Origin of the sequence: Treponema maltophilum ATCC 51939 (assembly GCF_000413055.1) — a bacterium.
Taxonomy (GTDB): Bacteria; Spirochaetota; Spirochaetia; order Treponematales; family Treponemataceae; genus Treponema_C; species Treponema_C maltophilum.
The window spans coordinates 191,733-217,597 of record NZ_KE332518.1; the positions used below are offsets into that span (position 1 = coordinate 191,733).

General features: G+C 44.5%; 30 protein-coding genes, 1 tRNA gene and 1 pseudogene. 21 read left to right on the forward strand and 11 right to left on the reverse strand.

The features are described from left to right. Together HMPREF9194_RS00850 and HMPREF9194_RS00855 are read right to left on the reverse strand one after the other, a co-directional pair. The gene (locus HMPREF9194_RS00850) at nt 1–273 is read right to left on the reverse strand and encodes a BrnA antitoxin family protein (protein ID WP_016524469.1); all 273 of its coding nucleotides are present in this window, start codon (nt 271–273) and stop codon (nt 1–3) included. Then, the gene (locus tag HMPREF9194_RS00855) at nt 239–565 is read right to left on the reverse strand and encodes a BrnT family toxin (protein WP_016524470.1); all 327 of its coding nucleotides are present in this window, start codon (nt 563–565) and stop codon (nt 239–241) included. The genes HMPREF9194_RS00850 and HMPREF9194_RS00855 overlap by 35 nt, the downstream gene beginning before the upstream one ends. 136 nt (nt 566–701) lie before the next feature. Here HMPREF9194_RS00855 and HMPREF9194_RS00860 point away from each other — a divergent pair, with 136 nt between their 5' ends. From HMPREF9194_RS00860 to HMPREF9194_RS00870, 3 genes are all read left to right on the forward strand, one after another. After that, entirely contained in the window at nt 702–1,613 is a 912-nt protein-coding gene (locus tag HMPREF9194_RS00860) for a glycoside hydrolase family 113 protein (RefSeq protein WP_040846100.1), read from the forward strand. Between the two features lie 4 nt (nt 1,614–1,617). Further along, on the forward strand, nt 1,618–2,895 hold the full coding sequence (locus HMPREF9194_RS00865) for an O-acetylhomoserine aminocarboxypropyltransferase/cysteine synthase family protein (RefSeq protein WP_016524472.1): 1,278 nt from the start codon (nt 1,618–1,620) through the stop codon (nt 2,893–2,895). Between the two features lie 224 nt (nt 2,896–3,119). Next, nucleotides 3,120–4,376 carry a radical SAM protein gene (locus HMPREF9194_RS00870; RefSeq protein ID WP_016524473.1) on the forward strand — a complete coding sequence of 419 codons (1,257 nt, stop codon included), beginning with the start codon at nt 3,120–3,122 and terminating at the stop codon, nt 4,374–4,376. 315 nt (nt 4,377–4,691) lie between these two features. Here HMPREF9194_RS00870 and sdaAA read toward each other — a convergent pair whose 3' ends face one another. Genes sdaAA through prfA form a run of 3 tightly spaced genes read right to left on the reverse strand, consistent with a single transcriptional unit; the run spans nt 4,692 to nt 7,326 of the window. Continuing rightward, nucleotides 4,692–5,594, reverse strand: a complete 903-nt coding sequence (sdaAA, locus tag HMPREF9194_RS00880) for an L-serine ammonia-lyase, iron-sulfur-dependent, subunit alpha (protein WP_016524475.1) — start codon at nt 5,592–5,594, stop codon at nt 4,692–4,694. Next, the gene (gene sdaAB / locus HMPREF9194_RS00885) at nt 5,578–6,264 is read right to left on the reverse strand and encodes an L-serine ammonia-lyase, iron-sulfur-dependent subunit beta (protein ID WP_016524476.1); all 687 of its coding nucleotides are present in this window, start codon (nt 6,262–6,264) and stop codon (nt 5,578–5,580) included. Before sdaAB ends, sdaAA begins: the two co-directional genes overlap by 17 nt. Nucleotides 6,265–6,282: 18 nt before the next feature. Then, nucleotides 6,283–7,326, reverse strand: a complete 1,044-nt coding sequence (gene prfA, locus HMPREF9194_RS00890) for a peptide chain release factor 1 (RefSeq protein WP_425425516.1) — start codon at nt 7,324–7,326, stop codon at nt 6,283–6,285. A 240-nt stretch (nt 7,327–7,566) separates the two neighbouring features. Between prfA and HMPREF9194_RS00895 the strand changes: the two genes are divergently transcribed. Next, nucleotides 7,567–7,640, forward strand: a tRNA-Ala gene (locus tag HMPREF9194_RS00895). On the opposite strand, the gene HMPREF9194_RS12525 is transcribed toward HMPREF9194_RS00895, so the two are convergent. Further along, nucleotides 7,632–7,754 (reverse strand): hypothetical protein, encoded by a 123-nt coding sequence (locus tag HMPREF9194_RS12525; protein ID WP_281166959.1) that lies wholly within the window; start codon nt 7,752–7,754, stop codon nt 7,632–7,634. The genes HMPREF9194_RS00895 and HMPREF9194_RS12525 overlap by 9 nt on opposite strands. A 62-nt stretch (nt 7,755–7,816) precedes the next feature. On the opposite strand from HMPREF9194_RS12525, the gene rd reads away from it, so the two are divergent. Next, complete coding sequence (rd, locus tag HMPREF9194_RS00900) at nt 7,817–7,978, forward strand: rubredoxin (protein WP_016524478.1); 162 nt, start codon at nt 7,817–7,819, stop codon at nt 7,976–7,978. Between the two features lie 2 nt (nt 7,979–7,980). Here the strand turns inward: rd and HMPREF9194_RS00905 are convergent, their stop codons facing one another. Together HMPREF9194_RS00905 and ychF are read right to left on the reverse strand one after the other, a co-directional pair. Next, nucleotides 7,981–9,078, reverse strand: coding sequence for an endonuclease/exonuclease/phosphatase family protein (locus HMPREF9194_RS00905; protein WP_016524479.1), 1,098 nt, complete (start codon nt 9,076–9,078; stop codon nt 7,981–7,983). 384 nt (nt 9,079–9,462) lie between these two features. Then, nucleotides 9,463–10,596: a redox-regulated ATPase YchF gene (gene ychF / locus HMPREF9194_RS00910; RefSeq protein WP_016524480.1), complete on the reverse strand. Its 1,134-nt coding sequence runs from the start codon at nt 10,594–10,596 to the stop codon at nt 9,463–9,465. A 341-nt stretch (nt 10,597–10,937) separates the two neighbouring features. Between ychF and HMPREF9194_RS00915 the strand changes: the two genes are divergently transcribed. From HMPREF9194_RS00915 to HMPREF9194_RS00985, 16 genes and pseudogenes are all read left to right on the forward strand, one after another. Then, nucleotides 10,938–13,040 (forward strand): methyl-accepting chemotaxis protein, encoded by a 2,103-nt coding sequence (locus tag HMPREF9194_RS00915; RefSeq protein WP_016524481.1) that lies wholly within the window; start codon nt 10,938–10,940, stop codon nt 13,038–13,040. Continuing rightward, nucleotides 13,040–13,561: a DNA-deoxyinosine glycosylase gene (locus HMPREF9194_RS00920; RefSeq protein ID WP_016524482.1), complete on the forward strand. Its 522-nt coding sequence runs from the start codon at nt 13,040–13,042 to the stop codon at nt 13,559–13,561. Before HMPREF9194_RS00915 ends, HMPREF9194_RS00920 begins: the two co-directional genes overlap by 1 nt. 62 nt (nt 13,562–13,623) lie before the next feature. Further along, nucleotides 13,624–13,926 (forward strand): ArsR/SmtB family transcription factor, encoded by a 303-nt coding sequence (locus HMPREF9194_RS00925; protein ID WP_016524483.1) that lies wholly within the window; start codon nt 13,624–13,626, stop codon nt 13,924–13,926. 15 nt (nt 13,927–13,941) lie between these two features. Beyond that, nucleotides 13,942–15,939 (forward strand): heavy metal translocating P-type ATPase, encoded by a 1,998-nt coding sequence (locus HMPREF9194_RS00930; protein WP_016524484.1) that lies wholly within the window; start codon nt 13,942–13,944, stop codon nt 15,937–15,939. Between the two features lie 69 nt (nt 15,940–16,008). Further along, nucleotides 16,009–16,389, forward strand: coding sequence for a hypothetical protein (locus HMPREF9194_RS12425; RefSeq protein WP_016524485.1), 381 nt, complete (start codon nt 16,009–16,011; stop codon nt 16,387–16,389). 1 nt (nt 16,390) lies between these two features. Beyond that, nucleotides 16,391–16,987, forward strand: a complete 597-nt coding sequence (locus HMPREF9194_RS00940; protein ID WP_016524486.1) for an HD domain-containing protein — start codon at nt 16,391–16,393, stop codon at nt 16,985–16,987. Between the two features lie 238 nt (nt 16,988–17,225). Next, complete coding sequence (locus HMPREF9194_RS00945) at nt 17,226–17,855, forward strand: hypothetical protein (RefSeq protein WP_016524487.1); 630 nt, start codon at nt 17,226–17,228, stop codon at nt 17,853–17,855. Between the two features lie 65 nt (nt 17,856–17,920). After that, nucleotides 17,921–18,745, forward strand: a complete 825-nt coding sequence (locus HMPREF9194_RS00950) for an SH3 domain-containing protein (RefSeq protein ID WP_016524488.1) — start codon at nt 17,921–17,923, stop codon at nt 18,743–18,745. After that, on the forward strand, nt 18,745–19,509 hold the full coding sequence (locus tag HMPREF9194_RS00955) for a hypothetical protein (protein ID WP_016524489.1): 765 nt from the start codon (nt 18,745–18,747) through the stop codon (nt 19,507–19,509). The genes HMPREF9194_RS00950 and HMPREF9194_RS00955 overlap by 1 nt, the downstream gene beginning before the upstream one ends. Then, on the forward strand, nt 19,484–19,759 hold the full coding sequence (locus tag HMPREF9194_RS00960) for a hypothetical protein (protein ID WP_040846102.1): 276 nt from the start codon (nt 19,484–19,486) through the stop codon (nt 19,757–19,759). Before HMPREF9194_RS00955 ends, HMPREF9194_RS00960 begins: the two co-directional genes overlap by 26 nt. Nucleotides 19,760–19,925: 166 nt before the next feature. Continuing rightward, nucleotides 19,926–20,159 carry a hypothetical protein gene (locus tag HMPREF9194_RS00965; RefSeq protein ID WP_016524490.1) on the forward strand — a complete coding sequence of 78 codons (234 nt, stop codon included), beginning with the start codon at nt 19,926–19,928 and terminating at the stop codon, nt 20,157–20,159. Continuing rightward, complete coding sequence (locus HMPREF9194_RS00970; protein WP_040846103.1) at nt 20,152–20,424, forward strand: type II toxin-antitoxin system RelE family toxin; 273 nt, start codon at nt 20,152–20,154, stop codon at nt 20,422–20,424. Before HMPREF9194_RS00965 ends, HMPREF9194_RS00970 begins: the two co-directional genes overlap by 8 nt. A 211-nt stretch (nt 20,425–20,635) precedes the next feature. Then, nucleotides 20,636–20,896 (forward strand): type II toxin-antitoxin system RelB/DinJ family antitoxin, encoded by a 261-nt coding sequence (locus HMPREF9194_RS00975; RefSeq protein WP_016524491.1) that lies wholly within the window; start codon nt 20,636–20,638, stop codon nt 20,894–20,896. Between the two features lie 28 nt (nt 20,897–20,924). Beyond that, a pseudogene (locus tag HMPREF9194_RS12035) lies at nt 20,925–21,059 on the forward strand (Txe/YoeB family addiction module toxin); the annotation flags it as partial. Nucleotides 21,060–21,153: 94 nt separating this feature from the next. After that, nucleotides 21,154–21,756, forward strand: coding sequence for a hypothetical protein (locus tag HMPREF9194_RS00980; RefSeq protein ID WP_016524492.1), 603 nt, complete (start codon nt 21,154–21,156; stop codon nt 21,754–21,756). A gap of 101 nt (nt 21,757–21,857) precedes the next feature. Then, nucleotides 21,858–22,871: a hypothetical protein gene (locus HMPREF9194_RS00985; protein ID WP_016524493.1), complete on the forward strand. Its 1,014-nt coding sequence runs from the start codon at nt 21,858–21,860 to the stop codon at nt 22,869–22,871. Here HMPREF9194_RS00985 and HMPREF9194_RS00990 read toward each other — a convergent pair. The 3 genes from HMPREF9194_RS00990 to HMPREF9194_RS11725 are packed head-to-tail and all read right to left on the reverse strand — an operon-like array spanning nt 22,861 to nt 25,774. Beyond that, on the reverse strand, nt 22,861–23,814 hold the full coding sequence (locus HMPREF9194_RS00990) for an alpha-hydroxy-acid oxidizing protein (protein ID WP_016524494.1): 954 nt from the start codon (nt 23,812–23,814) through the stop codon (nt 22,861–22,863). The genes HMPREF9194_RS00985 and HMPREF9194_RS00990 overlap by 11 nt on opposite strands. Continuing rightward, entirely contained in the window at nt 23,811–24,596 is a 786-nt protein-coding gene (locus HMPREF9194_RS00995) for a hypothetical protein (RefSeq protein WP_016524495.1), read from the reverse strand. The genes HMPREF9194_RS00990 and HMPREF9194_RS00995 overlap by 4 nt, the downstream gene beginning before the upstream one ends. A 20-nt stretch (nt 24,597–24,616) precedes the next feature. Beyond that, entirely contained in the window at nt 24,617–25,774 is a 1,158-nt protein-coding gene (locus HMPREF9194_RS11725; protein WP_016524496.1) for a C40 family peptidase, read from the reverse strand. Between the last annotated feature and the right edge of the window lie 91 nt (nt 25,775–25,865).

Below are 25,865 nucleotides of genomic sequence, written 5' to 3' on the forward strand. Positions count from 1 at the left end.
TTATATATTCGCTATCGGACAATCATTTAACCTTGCCCAACGCAAAGCTCCATTCAATCTCGTTTGATAATCTTTTTTGCCCACACTTTGAAGCCAATGCAAATTGTCAATATCAAGTCTGATAGTAACAGTTTTTTTGGGCGGACGAAAGTATTTAAAATACCCGTTTTCAAAATCCTCGTCCGTCAATTCAGGTGCATCTGTCAGATTTATTTTGTCATACGGTTTTCCGTTTTTTTCACATTTTGTGATAAATTTTTCTAAGTCGTTCATAGTATTTCTCCCGTTCTTTCGGCGTTGCATCTCTTGCCGTAATGAGATGTATTCGCTCTTTTTCTGTAAAGCTTACTTGCAATGCCAGAAATTTATCTGCAATGCACCCTAATCCAAAATATCTCGTTTGACTTTCGTCAGAATGTTTTCTATCGTACATCTCATAAAAATACGGATCATCAAAAACGGCTTCAATTTCTTTGAACGAATAACCGTGATTTATTATATTTGCCTCGTTTTTTTCAGACCACCACTCAAAACGACCGTCTATAATCAACTCACCTTTTGGCATGTATTCCTCTGACATATATTTTACAGTATGTAATAACTAGTTGTCAAGAAAATCGTTTTTTTACATAATGTTTTTTTGGGGGATTTTATATGCGACTTTCCTTGCATTTACGCGATTTCCGTGTTATCATTACCGTATGATACGTAAAATATTGTTTTGTACGCTGCTGGTTTGTATGATTTCGCTGGCATCGCGGCTGCATGCGCAGCAAAGTGCGCAAACGCGCCAAAAAATTCCTTCCCCCTTGTACGGCATAACGCTCGATGCGGTTTCAAAATCGTCGATCAATAAAATCATCGATGCGATAAAAGCGCTTCCCGTTAAGCCGACCGCCCGCGTCATTATCGATGCCGATAAAAAACCGGCGGACTTTGTTCCGCTTTTGGCGCGATTGCATGAAGTTTCCTACGTTTTGCTTTGTCCCTGCGATTCTTCCGACATGGAGCTGTATGAAACGGTCGAATCCTATACGGCGCGCTTTGCCGACTGCGTTGCGCATCTTGCTCCCTATACGGATATTTGGGAAGTCGGCAACGAAATTAACGGCGAAGGGTGGCTGGGCGGTACGGACGAATTGATCGGGCAAAAAGCCTATGCGGCGTGGAAATATGTGCACGATCGCGGTCTTGCATCGGCGCTTACAACCTATATGTTTAAGCCCGGCGATCAAAGTATGACGATGGAGGAATGGCTCGAAAAGTTTATCCCTCCCGATATGAAAAACGCGCTCGATTATGTACTGGTCAGTTATTACGACGAAGACAACGAAGGCATGCACGACGATTGGGACGATATGTTTAAAAACTTATATGAGATGTTCCCCGCTTCGCAGTTGGGCTTCGGCGAGGTCGGCTTTGCCGATCCGCACCGGGCGGGAAAGGCTTTTAACGCTCAAGCCGACGCCTATTACCGCATGATGCCGTATAACGATCGCTATGTCGGCGGCTATTTTTGGTGGTATTGGCAGGAAGACTGTGTTCCGCACAAGCGTAATTCGCGCTGGCAAAAAATCGCCGATAATTTTTTGTGGATGAAAGAAAACTATTAAGGCCATGCACATAGAAACACAATGCCTGCATGCAGGCTATACGCCCGAAAACGGCGCTCCGCAGGTTATGCCGATTGTTCAAAGCACAACGTACCGTTTCGATTCCACCGAACATATCGCCCGCCTTTTCGATATGCCGACCGAATATATGTATTCGCGCATATCCAATCCCACCTGCGATGCGGTCGAAAAAAAACTTGCAGCCCTTGAAGGCGGCGTCGGCGCAATGCTTACGTCCAGCGGTCAGGCGGCTTCTTTGCTGTCCGTTTTGAACCTTTGTTCGGCAGGCGACAGTTTTGTTTCCGCGTCGACGATATACGGCGGCACCGTCAACCTTTTTGCCGTAACCTTAAAGAAGTTCGGCATCGAATGCATATGGGTCGACGCCGACGCTCCGGCCGAAACCATACGGGCGGCTTTTAAACCGAACACCAAAGCGTTTTTTTGCGAAACGCTTGCAAACCCCGCTTTAGCCGTCTGCGATATCGAAAAACTTGCGCACATCGCTCACGAAAACGGCGTTCCGCTCATTGTCGACAATACCTTTGCGACGCCGTATTTGTGCCGGCCTATAGAATGGGGCGCGGACATCGTCGTTCATTCCACGACAAAATATTTGGACGGACATGCGCTGCAAGTCGGCGGCGTGATCATCGATTCGGGAAAATTCGACTGGGCCTCCGCGCATAAAAAAAGCGGCAAGTACGCCGACTTTATCGAGCCGGACGACAGCTATCACGGCGTCGTGTATACGCGGGAGTTCGGCAATCTTGCCTACATTATAAAAGCGCGTATGCAGCTGATGCGGGATTTCGGTTGTTACCCGTCGGCGCATTCGGCTTTTTTATTGAATTTGGGTTTGGAAACGATTCCTGTGCGCATGAAGCAATACTGTGAAAACGCGTTGCGTGTTGCCGAGTTTTTTAAAAACTCGCCTAAAATCGAATCGGTGCGCTATCCCGGCCTTATAGGCGACAAGTATTACAAGGTCGCGCAAAAATACCTTCCGCTCGGCGCAAGCGGCGTTGTCAGCATAACGGTAAAGGGCGGACGATCCGGTGCCGTGCGCTTTATGGATGCGCTGAAGCTTGCTTCGAACGTCGTACACGTTGCCGACATCAGAACCTGCGTGCTTCATCCGGCTTCGGCTACGCACCGCCAGCTTACGGACGAACAGCTGAAAGCGGCCGGAATCGACGGCGGTTTGGTGCGCTTTTCGTGCGGACTTGAAAACGTGCAGGATATTATCGACGATATAGAGCGCGCGCTCGAAAAGGTGTAAAAGGCCGACAAGGAGTTCCTTTTAACTGTTTAAAAGGAACTCCCAACTATTTGGTCTTTTTGCAGCATTTTTTCTTTCGGTTTTCGGCCTGTTTTGTTTCGGACGGGTTTTTCCTTCTCATAACGTATTAAAAAATTAAACACATAATCCGGAAACGCTTGCAATTGAAACGACGTGGAGAATGGATAAAAACAATTATAATGTAAATACTGTTTGAGGTTTTAATGCTTTTAACAAATGTAATGCGCTTTTTTTTAGCTCATCAGATACAACCTTTTATATTTCAACAGGCTAAAGATTTTTTACCGGATATGAATGTTCCACATTTCGGTTTATATGTACATATTCCGTTTTGTAAAGTGCTTTGCCCTTTTTGTCCGTATTACAAAATTCATTATGAGGCCGATACGGCTTCTTCTTATTTGCAAGCATTACTGCGTGAAATTGATATGGTTGCACGGAAGCTTTTTCAATCTAAAAAACAACAAGTAACCAGTCTTTATTTCGGCGGCGGGAGTCCCGCGTTAATGATTGATGATCTTCATACCATTCGGAATAAAATAAATACTCATTTTGAGATAGAAGGAAATACCGGTATAGAATTACATCCGCGCGATGTGCGGTATGATACCGCCGCAAAACTTGCCGATGCCGGTTTTGACATGGTAAGTATCGGGATTCAGTCATTTGATGAAAGATTATTATCAAATTTAAAGAGAGAGAGCATTGATGCCGATGTCATATTTGCATCACTACGAAGTAATAAATTTAAAGCCGTTGATGTAGATTTAATTTTCGGTATTCCCGGACAAACTGAAAAAGATTTACAATGTGATTTTATTAAAGCGGTAGAACTCGGTGCTACACAAATTTCCACCTATCCGTTTATTGATTTTTCTTATGCTGATAATTCCCAAAAACCTCAAGGTCATACAAAACAAAAAAAGCTGTTATCGGTTCTTTTGGAAACGGCTGACAAAATGAATTTTACGCGAACATCGGTTTGGACATTCGGTAAAAAAGAATGTCCGCGTTATTCGTCAATTACCAGAGATTGTTTTCTCGGCTTTGGACCAAGCGCCACCTCCTTAGGCAAAGAAGCGTTTAAAGTAAATACTTTTTCAGTTGATGAATACATTAGAGGAATAGAAAAAAATACAATACCGACAGCATTAAAAATGCAATTTACTGCGAGAACACGTAAATTATATTGGCTTTTTTGGAATTGTTATAACGGTACATTATATGAATCGGAATATGCGGCTTTATTCTTATCTGAACTTAAAAAGGATTTTTCTTTTTGGCTGCAACTTGGAACTATAACGGGTTTATTACAAAAAACCGACTTCGGCTGGCGGCTTACCGATAAAGGAAGCTATTATTTTCATTGGGTGGAACAAGAGTACACACATCAATACATCGATAAAACATGGGATACCGCCATGCACAATCCCTGGCCTGAAAAATTGAAACTGTATTAGAATTGCTCATCTTATTATAATAAAGTGTCGTTTTCATTTGTTATAGCAGCCTATAAAGCTGTATAAGATCTTTTTTGTTTTCGGACATACTTTCATTGTCTAAAATGTGAAAGCCGTTTTCTATATAGAAATTTACTACCTTTTCTGTTTTTTCACACTCGACAAAAACCGTTTTTCCGCTGGTTAAATTTAAAATATGTTTTGCTTGTTTTAAAACAATATTCATTAAAGAAGAAAATTCACCGATACAAGATTTAAAAAGTTTTCTCCACCATCTGTTGCCAATATATTCCGCCCTGCCCGTTACAAATTCTCTTATCCGTTCAGCAGGGTTTTACGCAGCAGCTTGCCGGTTTTAGTTGCGGCGATGCCGCCGCGCGCCGTTTCTTTCAATTCAAAGGGAAGCATTTTGCCGACGCGGTACATCGCTTCGAGCACTTCATCGGCCGGGATGGGGCTTGTCATACCCGCAAGAGCCATGTCGGCGCTGAGCAGGGCATTTACGGCTTGGCTTGCGTTCCGCTGTGCGCAGGGCACCTGTACCAAGCCCGCAACCGGATCGCAGATAAGGCCCATAGCGTTCATGAGGCAAAAGCAAAACGCGTCGAGACTTTGCGCGGGCGTGCCTCCGGCAAACTCGACCGCCGCGGCGGAGGCCATTCCCGCAGCCGAAGCGCATTCGGCTTGGCAGCCGCCTTCGGCACCCGATACGGTTGCGTTTTTAACGATGACGGCTCCTATGCCCGAAGCGGTCAGCAGGGCTTTAAGAATCTTTTTGCGTCCCGCTGCGCCCGCTGTATCGGCCGAAGAAGAGAATACTTCCCGCTCTTTCAGCGCGATAAGAACGGCCGGAATAATGCCGCTTGCTCCGGCGGTCGGCGCGGCGCAAATGCGCCCCATCGAAGCGTTTACTTCGCTGACCGAAAGCGCAAGGGCGATAACCCGATTGATAAAGGTGCCGCATAAACCCGGCGTTTTTTTATTGTATGCATTATGCCGGCAGGCATAACCGCTTATAAGATTGCCGGCGGTGGCAAGCGGCTTATCCAAAGCCTTGGCGGCCGATTCTTCCATGACGGTAAAGCGCTTGTCAAGTTCGGCAAAAACGGCATTTTCCGTCGTATTTTGCACGGTGCATTCGTTTTCCAAAATGATGCGCCACAGCGCTTCTTTTTTTTCGGAACACAGCGATAAAAGCTGTTCAAAATTCTGATACATATTTTTCCTGCAAATCGATAACCGTTACCGAAACGACGTTCGCCGACCGGTCGAGCTTTTCTTTTATGCCGCTGTCCACCGGGGAGTCCGTTTCTATAACGCAGCACGCCGTGCCGCCTTTTTCGGTGCGGCTCACTTTCATAACCGCAATATTTATCTTGTTTTGCGCCAATATGCTTGAAATTTCGCTGATAACGCCGGGAACGTCTTTTTGCACAACTACCAGCGTATTCGTTTCCGCGGCGAATTCCGTGTCGAAGCCGTTTATCGACTTAATCAAAATGCGGCCCCCGCCGATCGAAGAACCGACGATGTCGGTTTGCGTGCCGCCGTCTTTTATAAACGTTATTTTTACCGAATTTTCGTGCATGCCTTCCAAATCGGCTTCATAAAATTCGTACTGCAAACCGGCTTCGCGCGCATAGGCAAACGAGTCGGCAATGCGTTCGTCGTCTTCAAAAAAGCCCAAGACGCCGGCAACCAAGGCCTTGTCGGTGCCGTGTCCGCGGTAGGTTTCGGCAAAGCTGCCGTACAAACCGAAGCGCACTTTCGCAAAAGGCGGGCGGGCGATCGCCGATGCAATTCTGCCCAAGCGTGCGGCACCCGCCGTGTGCGAACTTGAGGGGCCTGTCATAATAGGGCCGGTAACTTGAAAAACGCTTATATCCATACTTCACGCCTCTTAGGTCTAGCCGTTTTTCAGCCGCTCTTCCTTTGCATAAATGCACAGCGCGTCTATGAGTTCGTCGCAAAAACCCTGCATAATCTGGTCGAGCTTGTACAGCGTAAGGTTTATGCGGTGATCGGTTACGCGGTTTTGCGGAAAATTGTACGTGCGGATTCTTTCGGAACGTTCGCCCGTTCCGACCATGCTTTTGCGTGCGGCCGCACGTTCGGCATTTTTTTTCGATTCTTCCAAATCGAAAAGCCGCGCACGCAAAACGCGCAAAGCTTTTGCCTTGTTTTTTATCTGACTTTTTTCGTCCTGCTGAATGACGACGAGCCCCGTCGGCAAGTGGGTAAGCCGCACCGCCGAATCGGTTGTGTTGACGCACTGTCCGCCCGGGCCGCCCGCCCTCATAACGTCGATGCGCAAATCTTCAGGCTTTATTTCTATTTCGGTTTCTTCGGCTTCCGGCAAAACCGCCACCGTAACGGCACTCGTATGCACGCGCCCCTGCGATTCGGTTTCCGGCACGCGCTGAACGCGGTGCACGCCGCCTTCATAGCGCAAACTGCCATATACGTATTTTCCGCTTATTGAAAAAGAGATTTCCTTATAGCCGCCCACTTCGGTTTCGTTTGCATTCATGATTTCATACGACCAGCCCTTCATGTCGGCATAGCGCGTGTACATGCGGAAAAGGTCGGCCGCAAAAAGGGACGCTTCGTCTCCGCCGGCGCCCCCGCGGATTTCCATAATGATATTTTTTTCTTCAAGCGGATCGGGCGGAATCAAAAGAAGCTTCAGTTTTTCTTCGACGCCGGGCTGTTTTTCTTCCAGCTCCTTTAATTCTTCCCGCGCAAATTCTTTCATGTCGTGATCGCTTTCTTCGGTAATAAGATGCTTTGCGTCCTCAATTCCCTGAAGCAATTTTTTATATTCGCCGAAAGCTTCGTTTACTTCGCTTAAATAAGCGTGCTCGCGCATGGTTTCTTTATATTTTTTCGGATTTTTTATCAACTCCGGGTCCTGAATAATTTGATTCAGTTCCTCGAACCGCGTTTGCATTTCTTCAAGCCGTTTAATCATAGCTTTATTATACAAAAAACAAACGCCGCGGACAAGAGAGACGAATTGACAGAGAATCGAATTATCTCACGTTAAAGCTAACCGAAAAAAACGGGAACGATAATGCGGAAAAATAGAATACTTGTATCGATCTGATGCCGGAATGATTCAAAAAGGATTTTTATCGATTGTGCGCTCTTGACATATTTCCCGCTTTTCTGTTATCTTGGTTATACTTTCGGGGGTGTAGCTCATCTGGCTAGAGCGATTGCATGGCATGCAATAGGTAAGGGGTTCAAGTCCCCTCATCTCCAGTTTTCGACAAAAACATCATTTTGTTTTTTTATCATTTCGATTTTGTTTCCGATAAAATAGTATTGATAACTTGCACTGTTTTCGTTCGCATCGTCTACGCGTTCTCTTCGCACTCTTTACTTATCCGGCAATATGGTTTATGATTGAAGCGGTCTTAAAGACCATGGAGGATATTATGGCAAAATATGTATGCACGGTTTGCGGGTATGAATACGACCCGGCCGTAGGCGATCCGGACGGCAGCATTGCACCCGGCACGGCTTTTGAAGATATTCCCGACGATTGGGTATGCCCCGTATGCGGAGTCGGAAAAGACAGTTTTTCAAAAGTCGAATAAGATTACCGGCCGGTGCTTTTCGGTTGTTCCGTAAAAAAATCGAAAGACAGCGGCAAATGGTCGGAGTAGCCTGCGCCCTTGTACAGATCGTAGCGGAACGGAATTCCGCCCGGTTGCGTATGCGGCCCGCTGTCGAGTACCGAAAAGGCCGGCGCAAAAACAAACTCGTTATAAAAAAAGTGATCGATTTTTTCCCATGTTTCCCGAAAATAATACGAACCCGATCCGCCGCCGATAAACCATGCGGATAAAAGTTCGGCATGCTCCCGTTCCGTTTCCGCTTTTTGCGGCTGCAAGTCATACGCCATGGACACGGTTTTTCCCTTTACGGCGTCTTCTTCAATGTTGAATTCTTCGAGCGCGCGGTTAAAATCGCCGCAGACGATAAGGGGCTCGGAAGGATACGCGCTTGCAACCTCGCGGATACGCCGCGCAAGTAAACATTCCTGCAAATCGCGCCACAATTCGCTTTTTTGTGCGCCGCCGCTTTTCGACTTCCAGTGGCAGGCAAAAAGAACAAAAGGCCGCCCGCCGCTTTCGGCGTGCACTTCGAGCAAAGGCCGGAGCGGAGGCTGACTTACACGATTCAAGGCGCCGCCCCCGTCAAAGAGCGCGCGTATGTCGATTTGGTGAACCGCAGCTTCGTGTATCGGAAGCCGCGACAAAACGGCAATGCCCAAACTTCCGCCCTCGTCAAATGCAAAAATCGCTTGCGGCCGTGATTGCGAAAAAACGGAAAAACCTGCGCACAGATTTACGATATCCTGCAAAACCTCTTCGTTTTCCACTTCTTCGAATACATAGATGTCCGCGGGATGCTCTTTAATAAAGCCGCACAGATTTTCCAAACGTCGCTCGTATTTTTCGCGGTTCCACGCGCCGCCCGAAGCGCGGAATTCCTTGTATTCGGTTCCGCACGTATGCGCATCGAAAAAAGTTTGCACGTTCCAGCTGATAATGCGGACGCTCCGGCTTTCGGACGCGCAGCTTCCCGAAACAAAGACTGCAAAGCACAGGCACAAAATGCGTACAAACGCCGCAAGTGTGCAGCTTTGTACGCAAGTCTTTTTACCGCCGCATCCTTTCCGCGTGTTTTTCATAGCCGCCCCCTTTCGAAAGCGCCGTTTCGGCGTTGCACCAACGCCGGCGGTACTTCCGTCTATTATTATAGGGCGCGCCGATAAAAAAAGTGTATGTAAGCCTGATGATTTTACCCGAAAAGCTCAACCGTGACGCCTGCGAACTGACATTACCTCCGACAAACCGGTCTCTCTCCGCGTGATACATATGTTGGGCGGCGGGTTTTATATACTTTCTAAAAGTACGGGTAAAATAAGATACAGGCAATGTCATGGCCGCGAGACGCTTTGAGCGTTTGGCTCGGGTAATTGTACCCGAAAAGCTCAACCGCGGCGCATGCGGACTGACATTGCCTCCGCATATTTTCTATACTGTACGAATGATTATGAAACCCGCCGTTCGAACTATTTCGTTACATTAAATTTGAAAAATATAACGTCGCCGTCTTGGACGACATAGTCGCGCCCTTCGACGCGGTATTTTCCGGCGGCCTTTATAGCGGCTTCCGATCCGTAGGTTTTAAAATCTTCAAACGAATACACTTCGGCTTTTACAAAGCCTTTTTCAAAATCGGTGTGAATAACGCCGGCCGCTTGGGGCGCGGTATCTCCCGCGCGGATTGTCCATGCGCGGCACTCGTCTTCGCCGGCGGTAAAAAACGTGCGCAGTCCCAAAAGACGATAAGCCGTCCGCGCCAAAACGCTCAAGCCGGACTCTTTCAGTCCCAGTTCGCTTAAAAATTCGCTGCGCTCGGCTTCGCTTTCTATGCCGGCAAGTTCGGCTTCGAATTTTCCGCAGATAACGACTACGTCCGAAGCGCTGCCGTCGGCAAAGCGTTCGGAAGCCGCGATCTTTTTTACGGTTTCTATATAGCGGTTGCCGTTTTTTGCGCCTTCTTCATCCGTATTGCATACGTACAGCTGCGGCTTCATTGTTATAAGATGCAGATCGTACACGGCCTCTTTTTCGTCGTCGGTTAACGAAGCGAAGCGCGCGCTTTTGCCGTTTTCCAAAAGCGGTTTTATTTTATCCAAAGCCGACAATATAACCGCAGCTTTTTTTTGCTCGTCTTTACCCATAACGCGTGCGGCGCGGTTCGCCTTTTCAATGCGCTTTTCGACCGTATCCAAATCGGCAAAGGCAAGTTCCATATTGATCGTTTCGATATCGTCGGCCGGATCTATCTTGTTTGCCACATGCACAATATCGTCGTTGTCGAAGCAGCGCACAACGTGCGCCAAAATGCCGACTTCGCGTATATGTGCCAAAAACTGATTTCCCAGCCCTTCGCCCTTCGACGCGCCTTTTACCAAACCGGCAATATCGACAAATTCGACGGAAGCCGGAACGCGTCGTTTTGAAGCGAATTTTTCAAATAAAAAATCGAGCCTTTCGTCGGGCAAATCCACAATACCGATATTCGGATTTATCGTGCAAAAAGGATAATTCGCCGCTTCGGCGGGAGCCGACGTAAGTGCGGAAAAAATGGTCGATTTGCCTACATTCGGCAATCCGGCAATACCGCAATTAAGAGCCATGGCACAGTCCTTGTTCGGAAGCGCGTGTACGGCCGGCGAGCGGGCGACAACGACACTCCCATAAAATGATTGACGCTATTTTATACGCTTTGCATAAAATACGCAAGTTATATGAGCGGGGCAAACATTCTGCATGAGCGGAAATCGGCAACAAACGCCTGTTTCCGAATACCCGGCATGTTTTTCACCTTATGTCAATATTTATTTTTCAACTTTATTTTATATTGAATTTTTCCGATAATAGTGATTAAGTAAATATGTTTATTTTACATTTTAATCCTTGTTGTAATTGACGATTAGTTATATAATGTCACCGCAGCATAAGGAGAAAAGGGATTCGTATGCAAAAGTCAAAGAAAATGTTTTCGATCCGAAAAAAACTGCTTATTGTTTTCGGACTATTGCTTATTATCGCGGTAGCGATTCAGGGCGCCGTTGCAACACGGATGGGGCGGCAAGCCGTTAAAGAAAGGGTTTCGACAAGCCTTATAGATAAAGCTTCCGATACGGCGGAAATTATCGATTTGAGAATGCAGGTCTTTTTGCGATTTATCCAAGATTTGGCCGGCATGCCCGCTATACGGAATCCGTCCATTTCCCCCAGAGACAAGGTGGAACTGCTGAAAAAAGAATCTGCGCGAAATGATCAAATAATCGAATTGGATATTGCGGATTTAAAAGGCAATTTTTACTCCGTTGACGGAAATATTTACGACGTAAGAGAGCGGCCATATTTTAAAGCGGCTTCCGCAGGAAAACCTTTTATATCCGAACCGTATTATGAATTTGCGAATCATACGCTCGTGTTTACAATTGCCGTACCTATTTATGATGACAATCGCAACATCATCGGCATATTGACGGCCGATGCTCCGGGAATGAAGTTCACCGACGATATCGCCGACATTGTCGTAGGGGATACCGGCTATTGCTTCATTTTGGGAGCGGACGGAGTTGCCGTTGCCCACAAAAACAAAGAGTTGGTTTCCCGGCAGGAAAACTTCACCTTAAATAAAGAAAACAATGAGGAACTTTTTTCCATTAATGAATTTGCAAAAAAAGCGATCAGCTCGACCGAGTCGTCTGTCGGTTATTATACTTTCGGCGGGAACAACAACATTGCTTCATACGCCGAAATGAAGACAACCGGCTGGACCGTTATCATCAGTGCGCCTGTTGATGAGTTTATGGGTAGCGTAACCCTGTTGGGCTATTCCATGGCCGTTTTGAGCGTTATACTTTTGGTCGTCGCCCTCGTTTTTATATTTTTTATCGCACAAGCGATGGTGAATCCGGTCAGAACGATTGTAGCGGCGCTTAAAAATATTGCGCAGGGCGAAGGCGATTTGACGGTACGTTTGCCGCTCATCGGCAATGACGAAATTACCGAACTTTCGGAATATTTTAATCAGACGATTACAAAAATAGGCTCATCGATTAAAGCCGTTGAAACGAACAGCCGGACGATGAGAGATGTCGGCAACGAACTTGCAAGCAATATGACCGAAACGGCGAGCGCTGTAAATCAAATCAGCGCAAATATCGAAGGCGTAAAACAGCAAACGCTCACTCAAGCCGCAAGCGTTACCGAAACGGCATCAACCATCGAAGAAATCATTCGTACAATAGAAAACCTTAACGGAAGCATCGAAACGCAGGCGGCAAGCGTCGCCCAATCTTCGGCTGCAATCGAAGAAATGGTCGCAAACATCGATTCCATTTCGCGCACGCTCGAAAAAACCGATACCGTCATAAAAGACCTTGCATCGGCAACTTCGGACGGTAAAGAAACCTTGGTCAGTTCGGGCAACATTACACAAACGATTGCCGAAGAATCCGGCAGCCTGATGGAAGCGTCGAACGTCATTCAGCACATTGCGAGCCAAACGAACCTCCTTGCAATGAACGCCGCAATAGAAGCCGCCCATGCGGGCGAAGCGGGAAAAGGTTTTGCCGTTGTTGCCGACGAAATCCGCAAGCTCGCCGAAGAATCGAGCGCTCAGGGTAAAACCATCACCTCGACACTTAAAAATCTGAGCAGCGAAATCGAAACGCTTTCATCGGCAGCCAAAACTGTCGAAGAAAAATTCAACATTATCTTTACGCTTTCCGAGCAGGTAAAACAGATGAGCGCCCGCTTAACCGAAGCGATGCGCGAACAGGGCAACGCCAGCAAGGAAGTTCTTACCGCGATAAAAGACATCAACGCGGTTACCGTTCAGGTAAGCGAGGGTTCGACCGAAATGCTTAAAGGCGGCAAGGAAATGGCGAAAGAGATGAATAAGCTCGACGATCTGACGCGCGTGATAACCGACAGCATGAATGAGATGGCCGCCGGAGCAACTCAAATAAACAACGCCATACAGGAAGTAAGTCAGATTACCGAAAAGAACCGGCAAAGTATCGGCAATTTGGCGGACGAAGTTAAAAAATTCAAAGTATAATGAAAGTACGCGGGACAACAAAGGGAACCGGCACGGCTGTGCAGGATGTGCGGATCGTCCATCCCTTTGCCCCCGTTTACGACGGCAGTTCGCGCATTCTTATTTTGGGAACAATGCCGTCGCCCGTTTCGCGCGAAAGCGGCTTTTACTACGGGCACGGACAAAACCGCTTTTGGCCGGTGCTCGCCGCCGTCTTTTCCGAACCGATTCCCGAAACAACCGAACAAAAGCGCGCTTTGGTTTTGCGTCACGGCATCGCCTTGTGGGACGTTTTGTATTCATGCCGAATATCGGGTGCAAACGACGCTTCCATAAAAGAACCCGTCGCAAACGATTTGCGCATTTTTCCGCACATACGGCGCATATACACAACCGGTAAAACGGCGTGGACGCTGTACAACGACTTGTGCTTTCCGCTCACGAACATTCCGGCCGTCTGCCTCCCGTCCACGAGCGCCGCAAACCGCGGCCGCTGGCCCCTCGAAAAACTCATCGACGCGTATAAAGTTATCGCAAAATAATGCTTGACAAAATTAAAATATCGTTATATAAACATATGAACATGTAGTCATATGAGGTGTGTATGAATTTCACAATAAACGATTTCGACGAAGAAAAGCTTTACGATCTTGCCGACTTATTTAAAATCTTCGGCGATACGACACGCATTAAAATTCTGTACATGCTGCGCAAAGGTGAATTGTGCGTAAACGATGTGGCGCAGGAATTACATATGACTCAGTCGGCCGTTTCGCACCAGCTGAAGATTTTGCGCCAAAGCAAACTGGTGCGCAACCGGCGCGAAGGCAAATCGTTGTTTTATTCGCTGAACGACGATCACGTCGTTACGATTATAGATCAGGGTATGGAACATATTTGCGAATAATCCTAGGAGGATTGGATGGCACATTCACACGAGCACGAACATTCACATGAACATTCTCATGAACACGGCGCCGAACACGAGCACACCTGCTCTTGCGGCTGTTCGCACGAAGAAGGCGAAAGTTCCCGCATGATTTTACGCATCGTTTTGACGGTTGTAAGTTTTGCCGCCGTAAAGCTGCTTGAAAAAGGGCCGCTGTCGTTTATCGGTACGAATAAAGTCGCCGCCGTGCTTTTATACGCGGTTCCGTATCTTATTATCGGCTATGATGTTTTGTGGCGGGCTTTGAAAAATATTCTGCACGGAGAAGTTTTCGACGAAAACTTTTTAATGTCGGTCGCTACAATCGGCGCAATGATTTTGGGTGAATATACCGAGGCGACGGCGGTTATGCTGTTTTATCAAATCGGCGAAGCGCTGCAGGATTATGCGGTAACCCGATCGAAAAAATCCATAACCGCACTTATGGACATTCGTCCCGATTACGCCAATATCGAACGGGACGGCGAATTGGTACAAGTGCCGCCGTCTTCAATCGCAGTCGGAAGCACCATCATCGTAAAGCCGGGTGAAAAGATTCCCTTGGACGGCACAATAAGCGAAGGCGAAAGCAGCTTAAACATGGCCGCCTTAACCGGAGAATCGCTGCCCCGCGACGTAAAAGAGGGCGACGACGTGCTGAGCGGCAGCGTAAACCTGCGCGGACTTTTAAAAATCACGGTTACAAAAGAATTCGGCGATTCGACCGTATCGAAAATTTTGGAAATGGTCGAGCACGCATCCGAAAAAAAAGCGAAAACGGAAACGTTTATTGCGCGTTTTGCGCGTGTTTACACGCCGATTGTCGTGTGCAGTGCCGTTTTGCTGGCGGTTATACCTCCGCTCGTTTTCGGCGGCCAGTGGGCCGAATGGATTCAGCGCGCGCTTATATTTTTGGTTATATCGTGCCCCTGCGCACTGGTGATTTCGGTACCGCTTGGATTTTTTGCCGGCATAGGATGCGCGTCGAAAAACGGCATTTTAATTAAAGGCGGCAACTATCTCGAAGCTTTGGCGCATGTAAAAACGGCCGTGTTCGACAAAACGGGAACGCTTACGCGCGGCGTCTTTACGGTAACGGCGGTTCATGCGGACACAATCAACGAAGAACGCTTGCTTGAATTGACCGCCCTTGCCGAACGCTATTCAAATCATCCGATTTCCGTATCGATAAAAGAAGAATTCCGCAAACGCACGGGACAAAACGCCGAAAGCGGCGCATTCGAAAAACGCGTATCGGGCGTGAACGAAATTGCAGGTCAGGGAATTACCGCCCTTGTCGACGGCAAAACCGTTTGCGCGGGCAACACGCGGCTTATGGATTCGGTCAGCGCAAAGTGGCGCAATTGCAGCAAATTCGGCACCATCGTTCACGTAGCGGTCGACGGACTATATGCGGGGCACATTGTCATAACCGACGAGCCGAAACCCAACGCCGCCGAGGCGGTGCGCCGTTTAAAAAAAGCCGGCGTAAAGCAAACCGTCATGCTTACCGGCGACTCCAAGGCCGCAGCCGATTACGTCGCTTCGCAGCTGGACATAGACATCGTATACACCGATTTACTGCCGAACGGAAAGGTTGAAATGGTTGAAAAACTTTTGGCGCAAAACGAATCGGCCGAAAGCGTAAAAGACACGCTCGCTTTTACCGGCGACGGAATAAACGATGCGCCCGTTCTTGCCCTTGCCGACGTCGGCATCGCCATGGGCGCTTTGGGAAGCGATGCGGCAATCGAAGCCGCCGATGTTGTACTCATGGACGACGATCCTGCCAAGCTGCCGCTGAGCATACGCATAGCGCGGCGCAGCCTGCGTATTATTCACGAAAACATCATCTTTGCGCTCGGCATAAAGTTGTTGGTGCTTACACTCGGCGCATTCGGCATCGCCAACATGTGGACGGCGGTTTTTGCCGACACGGGAGTTGCCCTGCTCGCGGTATTGAATTCCATGCGCGCACTCAAGATAAAGTAGACGCGATGTACCGCAGATATTTCTTTTCGGACATTGCCGCGGTGCGTAAAATCGGGTACAATACCTCTGATGAAACCGGCGGCAAAAAAAGAAATTTTTAATTTTTTTAAATCGAATGAAAACATTCTCCGTTCATACGGCGTAAAAAGAAATCGCAAAATGCCGCTTTTCGCGTCGGCGATTATATTTTTTGCCGCGCTCCTTTTCACGCGATGCGACTGGACGTTTCCTGCGGATTTTATACGAATTCGTGTTCAAAATCATACGGATGAAGCAATCATCATATCGACCGGTAAAATATTCATTGATGTAACAATCGACAAAGATATCGAAACTCTTGTTGTCATCGTAAAAAATGCGCCGCTCTATGCAGAAGGGAAAACTTCCGGAAAAAGATATGCAGTCAGAACCTTTTACGCCGATAACGAAACATGGAGTATACACAAATAATATGGAGCAGGGAAATACGCGGCTCGAAAAACAGATGAACTTTATTTTCGAGCTGGAAAAACTGAAAGCGGTTTACAGGCAAAACGGCACGCACGGCGGTGAACGCCGCGAAAACAGCGCGGAACATTCGTGGCACGTGGCGCTTATGGCGCTCATTTTGCGTGAATACTGCAAAGAAAAAATCGATACCGAAAAAACGCTTGCGATGCTTTTGATTCACGATACGGTCGAAATTTATGCGGGCGACGTTTTTTTATACGACGAGAGTGCACGTGAAAATATAAAACCTGCGGAAAAAGAAGCGGCGCGCAAAATATTCGGCTTATTGCCCGACGATCAAAAAAAATATTTTACGGAACTTTGGGAAGAATTCGAAAATGCCCAAACGCCCGAAGCGCAGTACGCCCGTGTGCTCGACAATCTGCAGCCGGTTTTAAATCACTGCGCCGTCAACAATCAAAACATCGTTACAAAAAGCCTCACAAAAGCGCAAATCATAAAAAAGAAGGCATTTATAAAAGATTTTTCCGAAGAATTATGGGAATTCATGCTGCGCGTAATCGATAAAAGCGTTGCAATGGGGCTGTACAAAAAATAAGCAATCCCGGCAAGCTGACATTCAAAAAGCTCTTCCATACAGTCTATTTGTATCACAGGGAAAGAATTTTACAAGAGGGGTTCCGTTAGAAATTTTTATAATGCGGAAACCGGGAACCGCAGTGCGCCGGATGAAAAATTAGCGGTTTTTGTGGTATAATGGGGAAAGGATGAAAGAAAGTCGGGCGGGCGATGTAAATGACGTCCAAGGTTTTTAAAACAAAGTCGGTTTTATTTTTATGGATACTTTTGTGAGTTTACCTGTATACGAAGGATTAAAATCATATCAAACATTAAAGTATGATGATTTTAAAGAAAACTATCTTTTGTATATAAGTTGTTTTCAATTAAAGAAACATCTGAAACTAATAGAAAGCCGAATCATAAAAAATTTTGAAAAGAAAATATATCTGGAGGAATCATTTCAAATACTTGATGAAATATGCGGGTTTGAAAAAAGAAATATATTCAAACTTGGAACGCTTTTCGATATGTTCTCAAAAATTGATTATTCAAAATATAAAGAAGAGATATTCAATATTTTCTATCTTCAATTACGTCTTGCTAAATTTAATAAAAAACGGAAATATGCAAAGGCATATAAATTATACAAGGCTTTTAAAGTGGATTTTCTCCAATTTAGTAAAGAAGATTTTTTCAATTTTAGAATTGAAGAAAAATCCCTTCTGTATATTTTTTATCAAGTCCTCGTGTATTATTATACGAAGAACATAACTGAAAGATTTTTTAGAATTGACAGACTGATTTCTGTACTTGACAAAAATACTTTATTGGCATTAAGAACGGATTTTGCTGATAGTTGTAAGGAATTCGATAAACTTACAAAAAAATATGAAGAAGTATCCTAATACCGTTTTCAAGGTCGGCAACGTAGCCGATCCGTACTGCGTTTTAAATAAACGGGAGCGTGAAAATGAAAGAAATTATATTTACTTTAATTACATGCTTTTTATTATTTAGTTGTTCGAAAACAGAAAAAGAAAGGAATAATTCAATTATAGAAACAGAGAAATCAAATGCAACGGAAATAGAAAGTAATTCAAATATCGATGTTAATATTGTTCCGGGAAAATATTATAGAATCAATTCAACGGAAGGATTAAGAGTTAGAGAATCGAATTCTTTAACGTCATATATTATAAACAAATACCCGGATAATTTTCTTGTATATGTTGAAGAGGCGGATAAAAATCCCGTTGAAATAGATAAAATAACAAGTGTTTGGGTAAAAATTCACCATAATAACGATAAAAGCGGTTGGGTATTCGGAGGGTACCTTAAACCTTTAGAAAAATTCCCTGAAAATTCCTTAGACGTTAATGAATACAGATACAGGGAATATAAATCTTCCTATAATGATTTAAAGCCTTCATTATTGAATAATGATTGGGAGTATTTTTACATTTTTTCTAAAGATTACGTTGGGGAACCTCAACAATTCTCATTGGATGCATATGATATGTATACGAATATTATTTACGATGAATATAAAATATTTACCGGACTGTATAAGGATAAAGAAAGTAACGAGGGGTATTTCATTGCAAAAACGGATTTACAAGAAAAAAAACTATTGGAACTATATTCTGAAGAATCGACGAGTCATTTAATTGTTTTCTTAAAACCTTGGAATTCAGAACCTGAATATATATCGGTTGGAAGATGGTTTAACTCCGAAGCCGACTTTTATATTTCAAAAAATAAAATTTCCGAAAAATTATATTGGAAAGATGAGTAATGAAAACGAGATTTAAGGTTTTAATTGCTCTCTTTTTTACGTTATTACCGATTATATTATCTTGTGCCGCTGATAAAAAAGACAATCAGAATTTTTCACTTGTATATTTATTTCAAAAGGGGTATTCCGACAATAAAACGTTTTCGATATTTACTGGCAATCGGATGCTTGCCGAACTTGAAAGTTTAAAGAATCGAAATATTTTGGAACTTCATTTTGATAGAGAACATTCGAATTCCGTTTTATTTGCCGAGAAAGCGGAAAACGTATATCGAATAATTCGACTGAACTATATTACAAATGAAGAAAAGATTTTATTCGATTTTGAAAAAGAGATTTACCGATTCAGCACTTTTACGAAGGATTCGTTCTTCTGGTGCGAAAGATGCGAAAAAAACAGAGAACCGCATATTTTATATGAATATAATTCCAAAACAAAAAAAATTAGTAAACTTTTTGAAGCGGAAGATGTTCTTGACAAACACGGAGAACGGTACGAAAGCAGATTTATTACCGCTGTGCAGGCAGATGATAATACGGTTTACTTTTATATGGACGGAGGATTTGTCGGCGATTCGGGAAGTTTTGTAATTGACCGTTCAACAGGTGATGTTCGAAAGAATGAAATTGATATCGGCTGGTCTTATCCCTGCAGTCGTTATAAAAATAATACGGGAAGGTTCATCCGTTACACAAACAGAGAATATGAAATCTTTCAGGAGCGACAGCGGAAGTTGTGTGATAACGGATTTAACAACTTTTAGTGATATTCAATGTACGTTTAAGCAAAGATACGAGCGAATGGCCGGACCTTTAGTGCTTTTATCTGATGATTATTTTCTGGTACCGCTTTGTATCAGTCCTTTTAAAGATTCCTTGCGTAATGGACTGTTTGGTAAGAATTGGACCGTCTGTTATAAAGTATTTGATATTAAGAAAAATAAAACTGTATTTAATGGAATCAGAACGGAAACCGATATAATGCGTCTTGTGGATGCAGTGTTAATAAATTAAATCGTCTGACGCCGTTGCCACAGCCGATATTTCGGGTGTTTGTTAAAAATACGGTTTAAAGCAATGTTAGGTTGATGCCTTCCGCTTGATTCAAAATCATTGAATTGCTAAAGCAGTTGGTTGACATTTTGAATATAAATGAATACATTTGAAGCGGAGGCGTAAAATGGCAAAAACAATTACCGTTCGTATAGATGACAGTACCTATGACATTTTCAAACTGGCTGCTGCCGGGCAGAAAAGAACAATCTCAAATTATCTGGAATATGCAACGCTCAATTATACTATGAATGAGACGGTTGTCGATGATACGGAAATGAATGAAATACTCAAGTATGGGAAAGATATTAAAAAAGGTTTATCCGATATTTCAGCCGGAAGGTATCGAATAATTGACTAAGTATCGAATAGCGGAAACCGAAACATTTGAAAAGAAGATAAAATCTGCAAAATATAAATCTTTATACAAAAAGATTACGGAATATGTATATCCGGTATTACGTGAAAATCCCTATTTTGGCCCCAATATTAAAAGACTCAAAGGAAATTACAAAGACCTATATCGTTTTAGAATAGGGGATTATCGTCTGTTCTATAAAATATCGGAAGATACGGTTATCGTATTTATAGTGAATATTGAAGCACGGAAAGATGCTTATAAATAATATTTCCTAATACCGTTTCCAAAGCCGACAAACGGGACTGTGCTCGTTTGCAGATTAAGTGAATGTTATGCTCACATGCCATTGGTATGGTAAAGGAAAATATAAAAATGATAGCTTTGCTTCGCGGTGTAACACCGAGCGGAAAAAATTAGTAGGGTGAATAGTTGATGTTTAGACGCCTGTGTAGTATATTGTAGTAAGGAGTATTAAGATGACTACAATATCAGCAAAAATTACACAGAACGATAAAATAAGTTTTGAACGAATTTGTGATTCTATGGGAATAAATATTTCTTCGGCAATAAATTCTTTTGTAAAAGCTACAATTCGAGAAAACGGTCTTCCATTTGCGCTGAAAGCATCCGAAGATCCGTATATTTATTCGGAAGAAAATATGAAATATTTGCGTAAAAGTATACATCAGATTGAAACCGGGAAATGTCAAATTCATGAATTAAAGGAATCCGATTGACGGTAAAGGTTTGGTCTGATATTGCATGGAACCATTAAAGCATGAATTATCAGGATATTGGAGCAGAAGAATAGATACGGCAAATCGACTTGTGTATAAAGTTGAAGATAATAAACTCTATATTGTTCAGTGCGGTACACATTACCATCAATCAAAAGCCTAGCACCCGTTTCAATCTGACAACAGGACGTTGTACCCCGTTATGTGGATACCTGCTTAGCGCCGGAGGAAAACTTAACTGAAAAAGGAATCCGATTATGGGAAAAGGAAAGAAAAAGTATTTAATAAAAAGAGTTTATTCTTTGTTAATAATATTTTTTTCATTACTAACTTGCTTGTTCGGTTCATGTTCAATCCTTTTTACCTCACAAGAGAAAATTGATGAATTAACGGAAAAATTTGATAACAATTTACTTCAAAAAAACGAAAAAAAAGAAATTAAAAGTATTTATAAAGACATGATAAAAGGAGGAAAATTTATTTCCCCCGAAGCATCAAAAATTTTAAAATATTACATATCGGATCATACGGATGATTTATATATTAAGTCAAAATATTTTTATAAATCCGAGTATATAAAAAAAATACTGAAAGAAAATGTGAATAAAGAAATTATCGGTCCGGTATATTTGAAAATAAAAGATGATGCAAGAATTGCATATGCGGTTAACGGTTTTTATATAAATACAAATAAAAAGACCGTATATCAATATATAGATTTTGCACCAAGAAATGATAAATCCACATATACATATTTTGATCTTCCTCAAAGGAGATTAAAAATAGCCGATAGATTAATCAGGGTGTTTGAGGAAGACGGAGGTTGTAAACCTTTTACGGTTTATATACTGTATGAATAATAAACACATAACACCGTTTTCAAAGCCGACAGCATAGCCGAGCTGCGTTGCGGGTTAAACAATATTTGCTGAATGCCGCCGGGAGCGTACAAGGAGTAAAAATGAAAAAGATAGGTTTATTAATTCTTTCAATTCTTTTATGCGATTGTGTATTTGCTCAAATGAGTTTTTCGGAACTGGGAGACAGAGCCGGATTGGGCGTTGTTTACAGAGAGAATACGGGAAATTTTATAAACCTTGTAAATATCGGTGACGGCTATATTATGCGATATAGGGATATGGCTAATCAAAAAGCGTATGCTGCAACCGTCAACATTATAAAAGGTTTTAATACAGCGGTAGAATTGATAGAAGTAAATGAAGGTACGAAAGAAGACTTTGAAACGATTTTAAGACCTAAATTGTTAAATTTGTTTTTCTATACGGATATGGGTATGAGAAAGAATCTTCCCGGAAGATTTGTTACAATAAAAAGAGATTTGGTTTCGGGAACAATTATAAAATCCGGACTTATTGATTTTTTTATACCGATTACAAATTTAATTTGGGAAAAAGATGAAAATGAAAATATAATCACTGAATGTATTCAGTTCGGAGTTATCTCTCCGGAAGAATTATCATATTTTTTAAATTCGGCGGATATTCCTAAACCGAAAATCAGAGATATGAATAAAGTAAAACCTAAAAAATCTGTCAAAGTCGATTATAATGATTTTGAATTACACCTTCCTGAGAATTATGTTCTTGATTCAAATTATTATGTTTTTCCCCATACAACAAAAAGAGACTCGGTGATTTATACGGAAAAAATATCGCTGAAAGAATATGGTTTTAATGATTTATACACCTATATATTGGGTGATATTCTTGTAACATCTATGAAGGGATGTGTCGTACCGGCATCATACAAAATGGAAGAAATAGGGAATGCCGTATGTGTAACTTATGATGTGATTTCTTATGATTATTGGGAATTAAATACATTGAAACTTTGTCTTTTCTCCGGTGATGGGGATAACTTTGACGTATTAAGAATAAACGGATATTCATCCTTTATAGAAAAAAATATTGATATGGTTAATAAAATAATAGAAACGGCTAAGGTCAAAAAATAGTCGCGTTTGTTTTCCCGCGCAAAAGTTCCGCGGTTTCCCGTACGCCGCGCGCGCCGGAAGCACACAAAGCGGTGATAAAGGGGCGGCCGACCATTACCGCATGGGCGCCCAAAAAGCCCGCAACGAGGATATCGCGGAAGGTGCGGATGCCGCCGTCAACCCACAGTCGGCCGCAGTTTTTGCGCAGCGTTTTACCGTACGAAGCCAAAAATTCGGCGGTACTTCCTATGCGGTTTTCAACTCTTCCGCCGTGATTCGAAATAACGACGATGTCCGGTTTTACGCTTTTTACCGTATCCAACTCGCTTTCGTTGAAAATTCCTTTTATCGCGAAGGGGAGGTCGGTTTTGCGTTTTAGCTCGGAAAGCTGTTCTGCAGTCTTTTTTTCCAAGCTGACCAGACGGCGCATGGTAACTATGTTGTATGAATCGATGTCTACGCCGACTATCTCGGCAATGCCGCTGCTCCACTCAAAACGTTCGATGATGCGTTCGTTCGGGTACGGTTTTACAAAAACGGCCGCGGCCGCCTGCGGATTTACCGTTTTGCGCGTTTCAACCGCTTTAATGCCGGACAAAAGTTTTATGTCGGGACAGCCGTCGCCGATAGAAAGCTTTACGGAAGCGTCATCGCAGGCGTTTATTATGTCGAAGTAAAAAGATTCTTCCTCTTCGTAACCGACGTTTTCCACCGCGCCGGTTATGGGCGCAAGGCAGATTTCCGGCATTTTAAACGGAAGAATGCAAGACGGATCGCCGCCTTTTTCGGCTTCGCGCAGCGCCGATTCAAAAAGTCCGTCGGGCAATTCAAACGTTTTCCATGCGGCGCAATTCAGCCGGAAATTGATATTGCCGCCGAAGCCTCCCATGCCGGGCAGTTCGCCTGTGCAGCCGAAACCGTCGCATGTTGCGCAAAAATGACATTTGGAAGTATGCGCATTCATTTTGTTTTCCACCGCGTGCGTATGATTATTTCGCCGGAATTCGACAAAAAAGTATTCAATGCGATGCGGAAAGAAGCTTTTTTCCCGTTTTTTGAAGCGCTGCCCGTTCCAGCAGGAAGGACGGCGGCCTCCGTGATTTCGCCGGGAGCCGAAACGTCAAAAATAAAGAACGACGATTCGGATTCTTTTCGCATCGTGCTGCCGTACATGCTGCCGATGCTGTCGGCATATTCTTTTTCGCTCATTTTTTCGCCGGTAAAGGCCGGTGCCATAAGGAATTCCGTATATTCGGCCGTTTCTTCAGGCATCAGTTTTAAAAGCGAATTGAGGGTTGCGGGGCTTAACTTTACCGTCAGCGTTTCGCCGTCACCGTCGCTTCGGAGCGAAAGCGCGCCGCCCGTGTCGGCCGTGCGGATGTCCGCGCTGTGCGCGTTCAGCGAAATACCCGTTTTTCCCGAAAACGATAAAGAATCCAGCGTAAAGCCCGCTTTTTTAAATCCGGCTTTTATTTTCGCGTCGTCAAAAAGCGTTTTGTTTTCCTCGGTGCCGGTAAAAGCCGTTACGGTTTGTTCGAGCGATTTTCCCGCTTCCGTTTTAAAACTTAAAGCGGCGCCCTTACCCGCATCGAGCGACAAGGCTGCCCGGGCCGTACAGCCTGCAAAAGCGAAAATTGAAATGAAGAACAAAGCGAACGCGAGCAATGCCGCGGCTGTCGGTGCGGACCGCCCAGCCTGCGCTGTTTTTGCTGCCGATACGGCCTTTGAAAATTGTATGCTTTCCATAAATACATCCTTGTGTGTTTTCAATTAAACAAATCCTTTGCCAAAATCGTTACGCGAATTCCCGTTGAAAAACGCAAGCCCGAAGCCGCGCTTTCCGTAAAGTCGAGCCGCGTATTGCCGGCTCCCGAAAACACCGTCCAATTTATATCCTGAATGAATGAAACTTCGCTTTTGTCTGCCCGAAACGACGGACTTTGCCAGAGCGCGCCGAATGTGCCCGGAAAGATCGGGGCGGAAAGTTTCCGGTCGGTGCCGAGCGAATGTGCGCTTCCTGCCGTAAAAACCGGGCCCGCATACAGGCAAAACCCGTGCGGAAGACCGAGCGTAACGCAAAGCGGAAACTGATATATGCCCATAAGCGGTTCCAATCGGAATGCGGCGGAAAGTCCCGGTCTTAGGACGCGGCCTTTGTAATAGACGTCGGTTTGAAAGGATGCTCCCGTAACCGTCGGCACAAATTTGTCGGCCGAAAAAAAATTCCAGCGGAGCTGCGCCGAAAACGCACAGAATATTTTTGCGGAAATATCGTCGAACGGATCGTCTGAAGCGCTGATGTCGGCCGCGGATTCCGCTCGTGCGGTCGTTTCTTTATCGTTTTTTTTTACGGCATTTTCCGAAGTTTTTTCATCCGCGCCGTCTTTTGCGGAGGCGGGTGCTTTCGTAGTCTTTTTGTCCCGCGTATCCTGCGGAAGCGAGGGCGGCAAAAACTGGCCGCAGCCGGCATATCTTCGTTTCCACGAGCCTTGGTTTAAAGACGACACGATAACGCCGGTATTCTCCCCGTCGCTTACGGCGTGGATGAATTGATTGTTCCCGATGTATAAACCCGCGTGAGTTATCTTTTCGCCGCCGTCTTTAAAAAACACGATGTCGCCCGGTTCTCTTTTTTCATCGGGAACCGTTTTGCAAAACGAATACATCGCGCGGGCCGTGCGCGGCAGCTGCACTTTCGTCGCTTCGCGCGCAACCGTGTAGATAAAACCCGAACAGTCCATACCCGCGGCGGTCAGACCGCCGTAACGGTACGGAACGCCGATATATTGCTTGGCCGCGGCGACGACTTTTGCGCGCAGCTTTTCGGGCGTCTGCTCTTGCGCAGCAAGAAAGACTGCCTGTAAAAAACAGATGAAAATGCCGAGATATGTGCAAAAAAGCGCGCGCTTTGCGGACGACGTCATAAAATCAGTATACGTTATTCCGTATAAAGGCTCAAGAGTATGCTTCAATTACAGTCTTCAATATTTTTATTCCATTTGTTATTATCTTAGC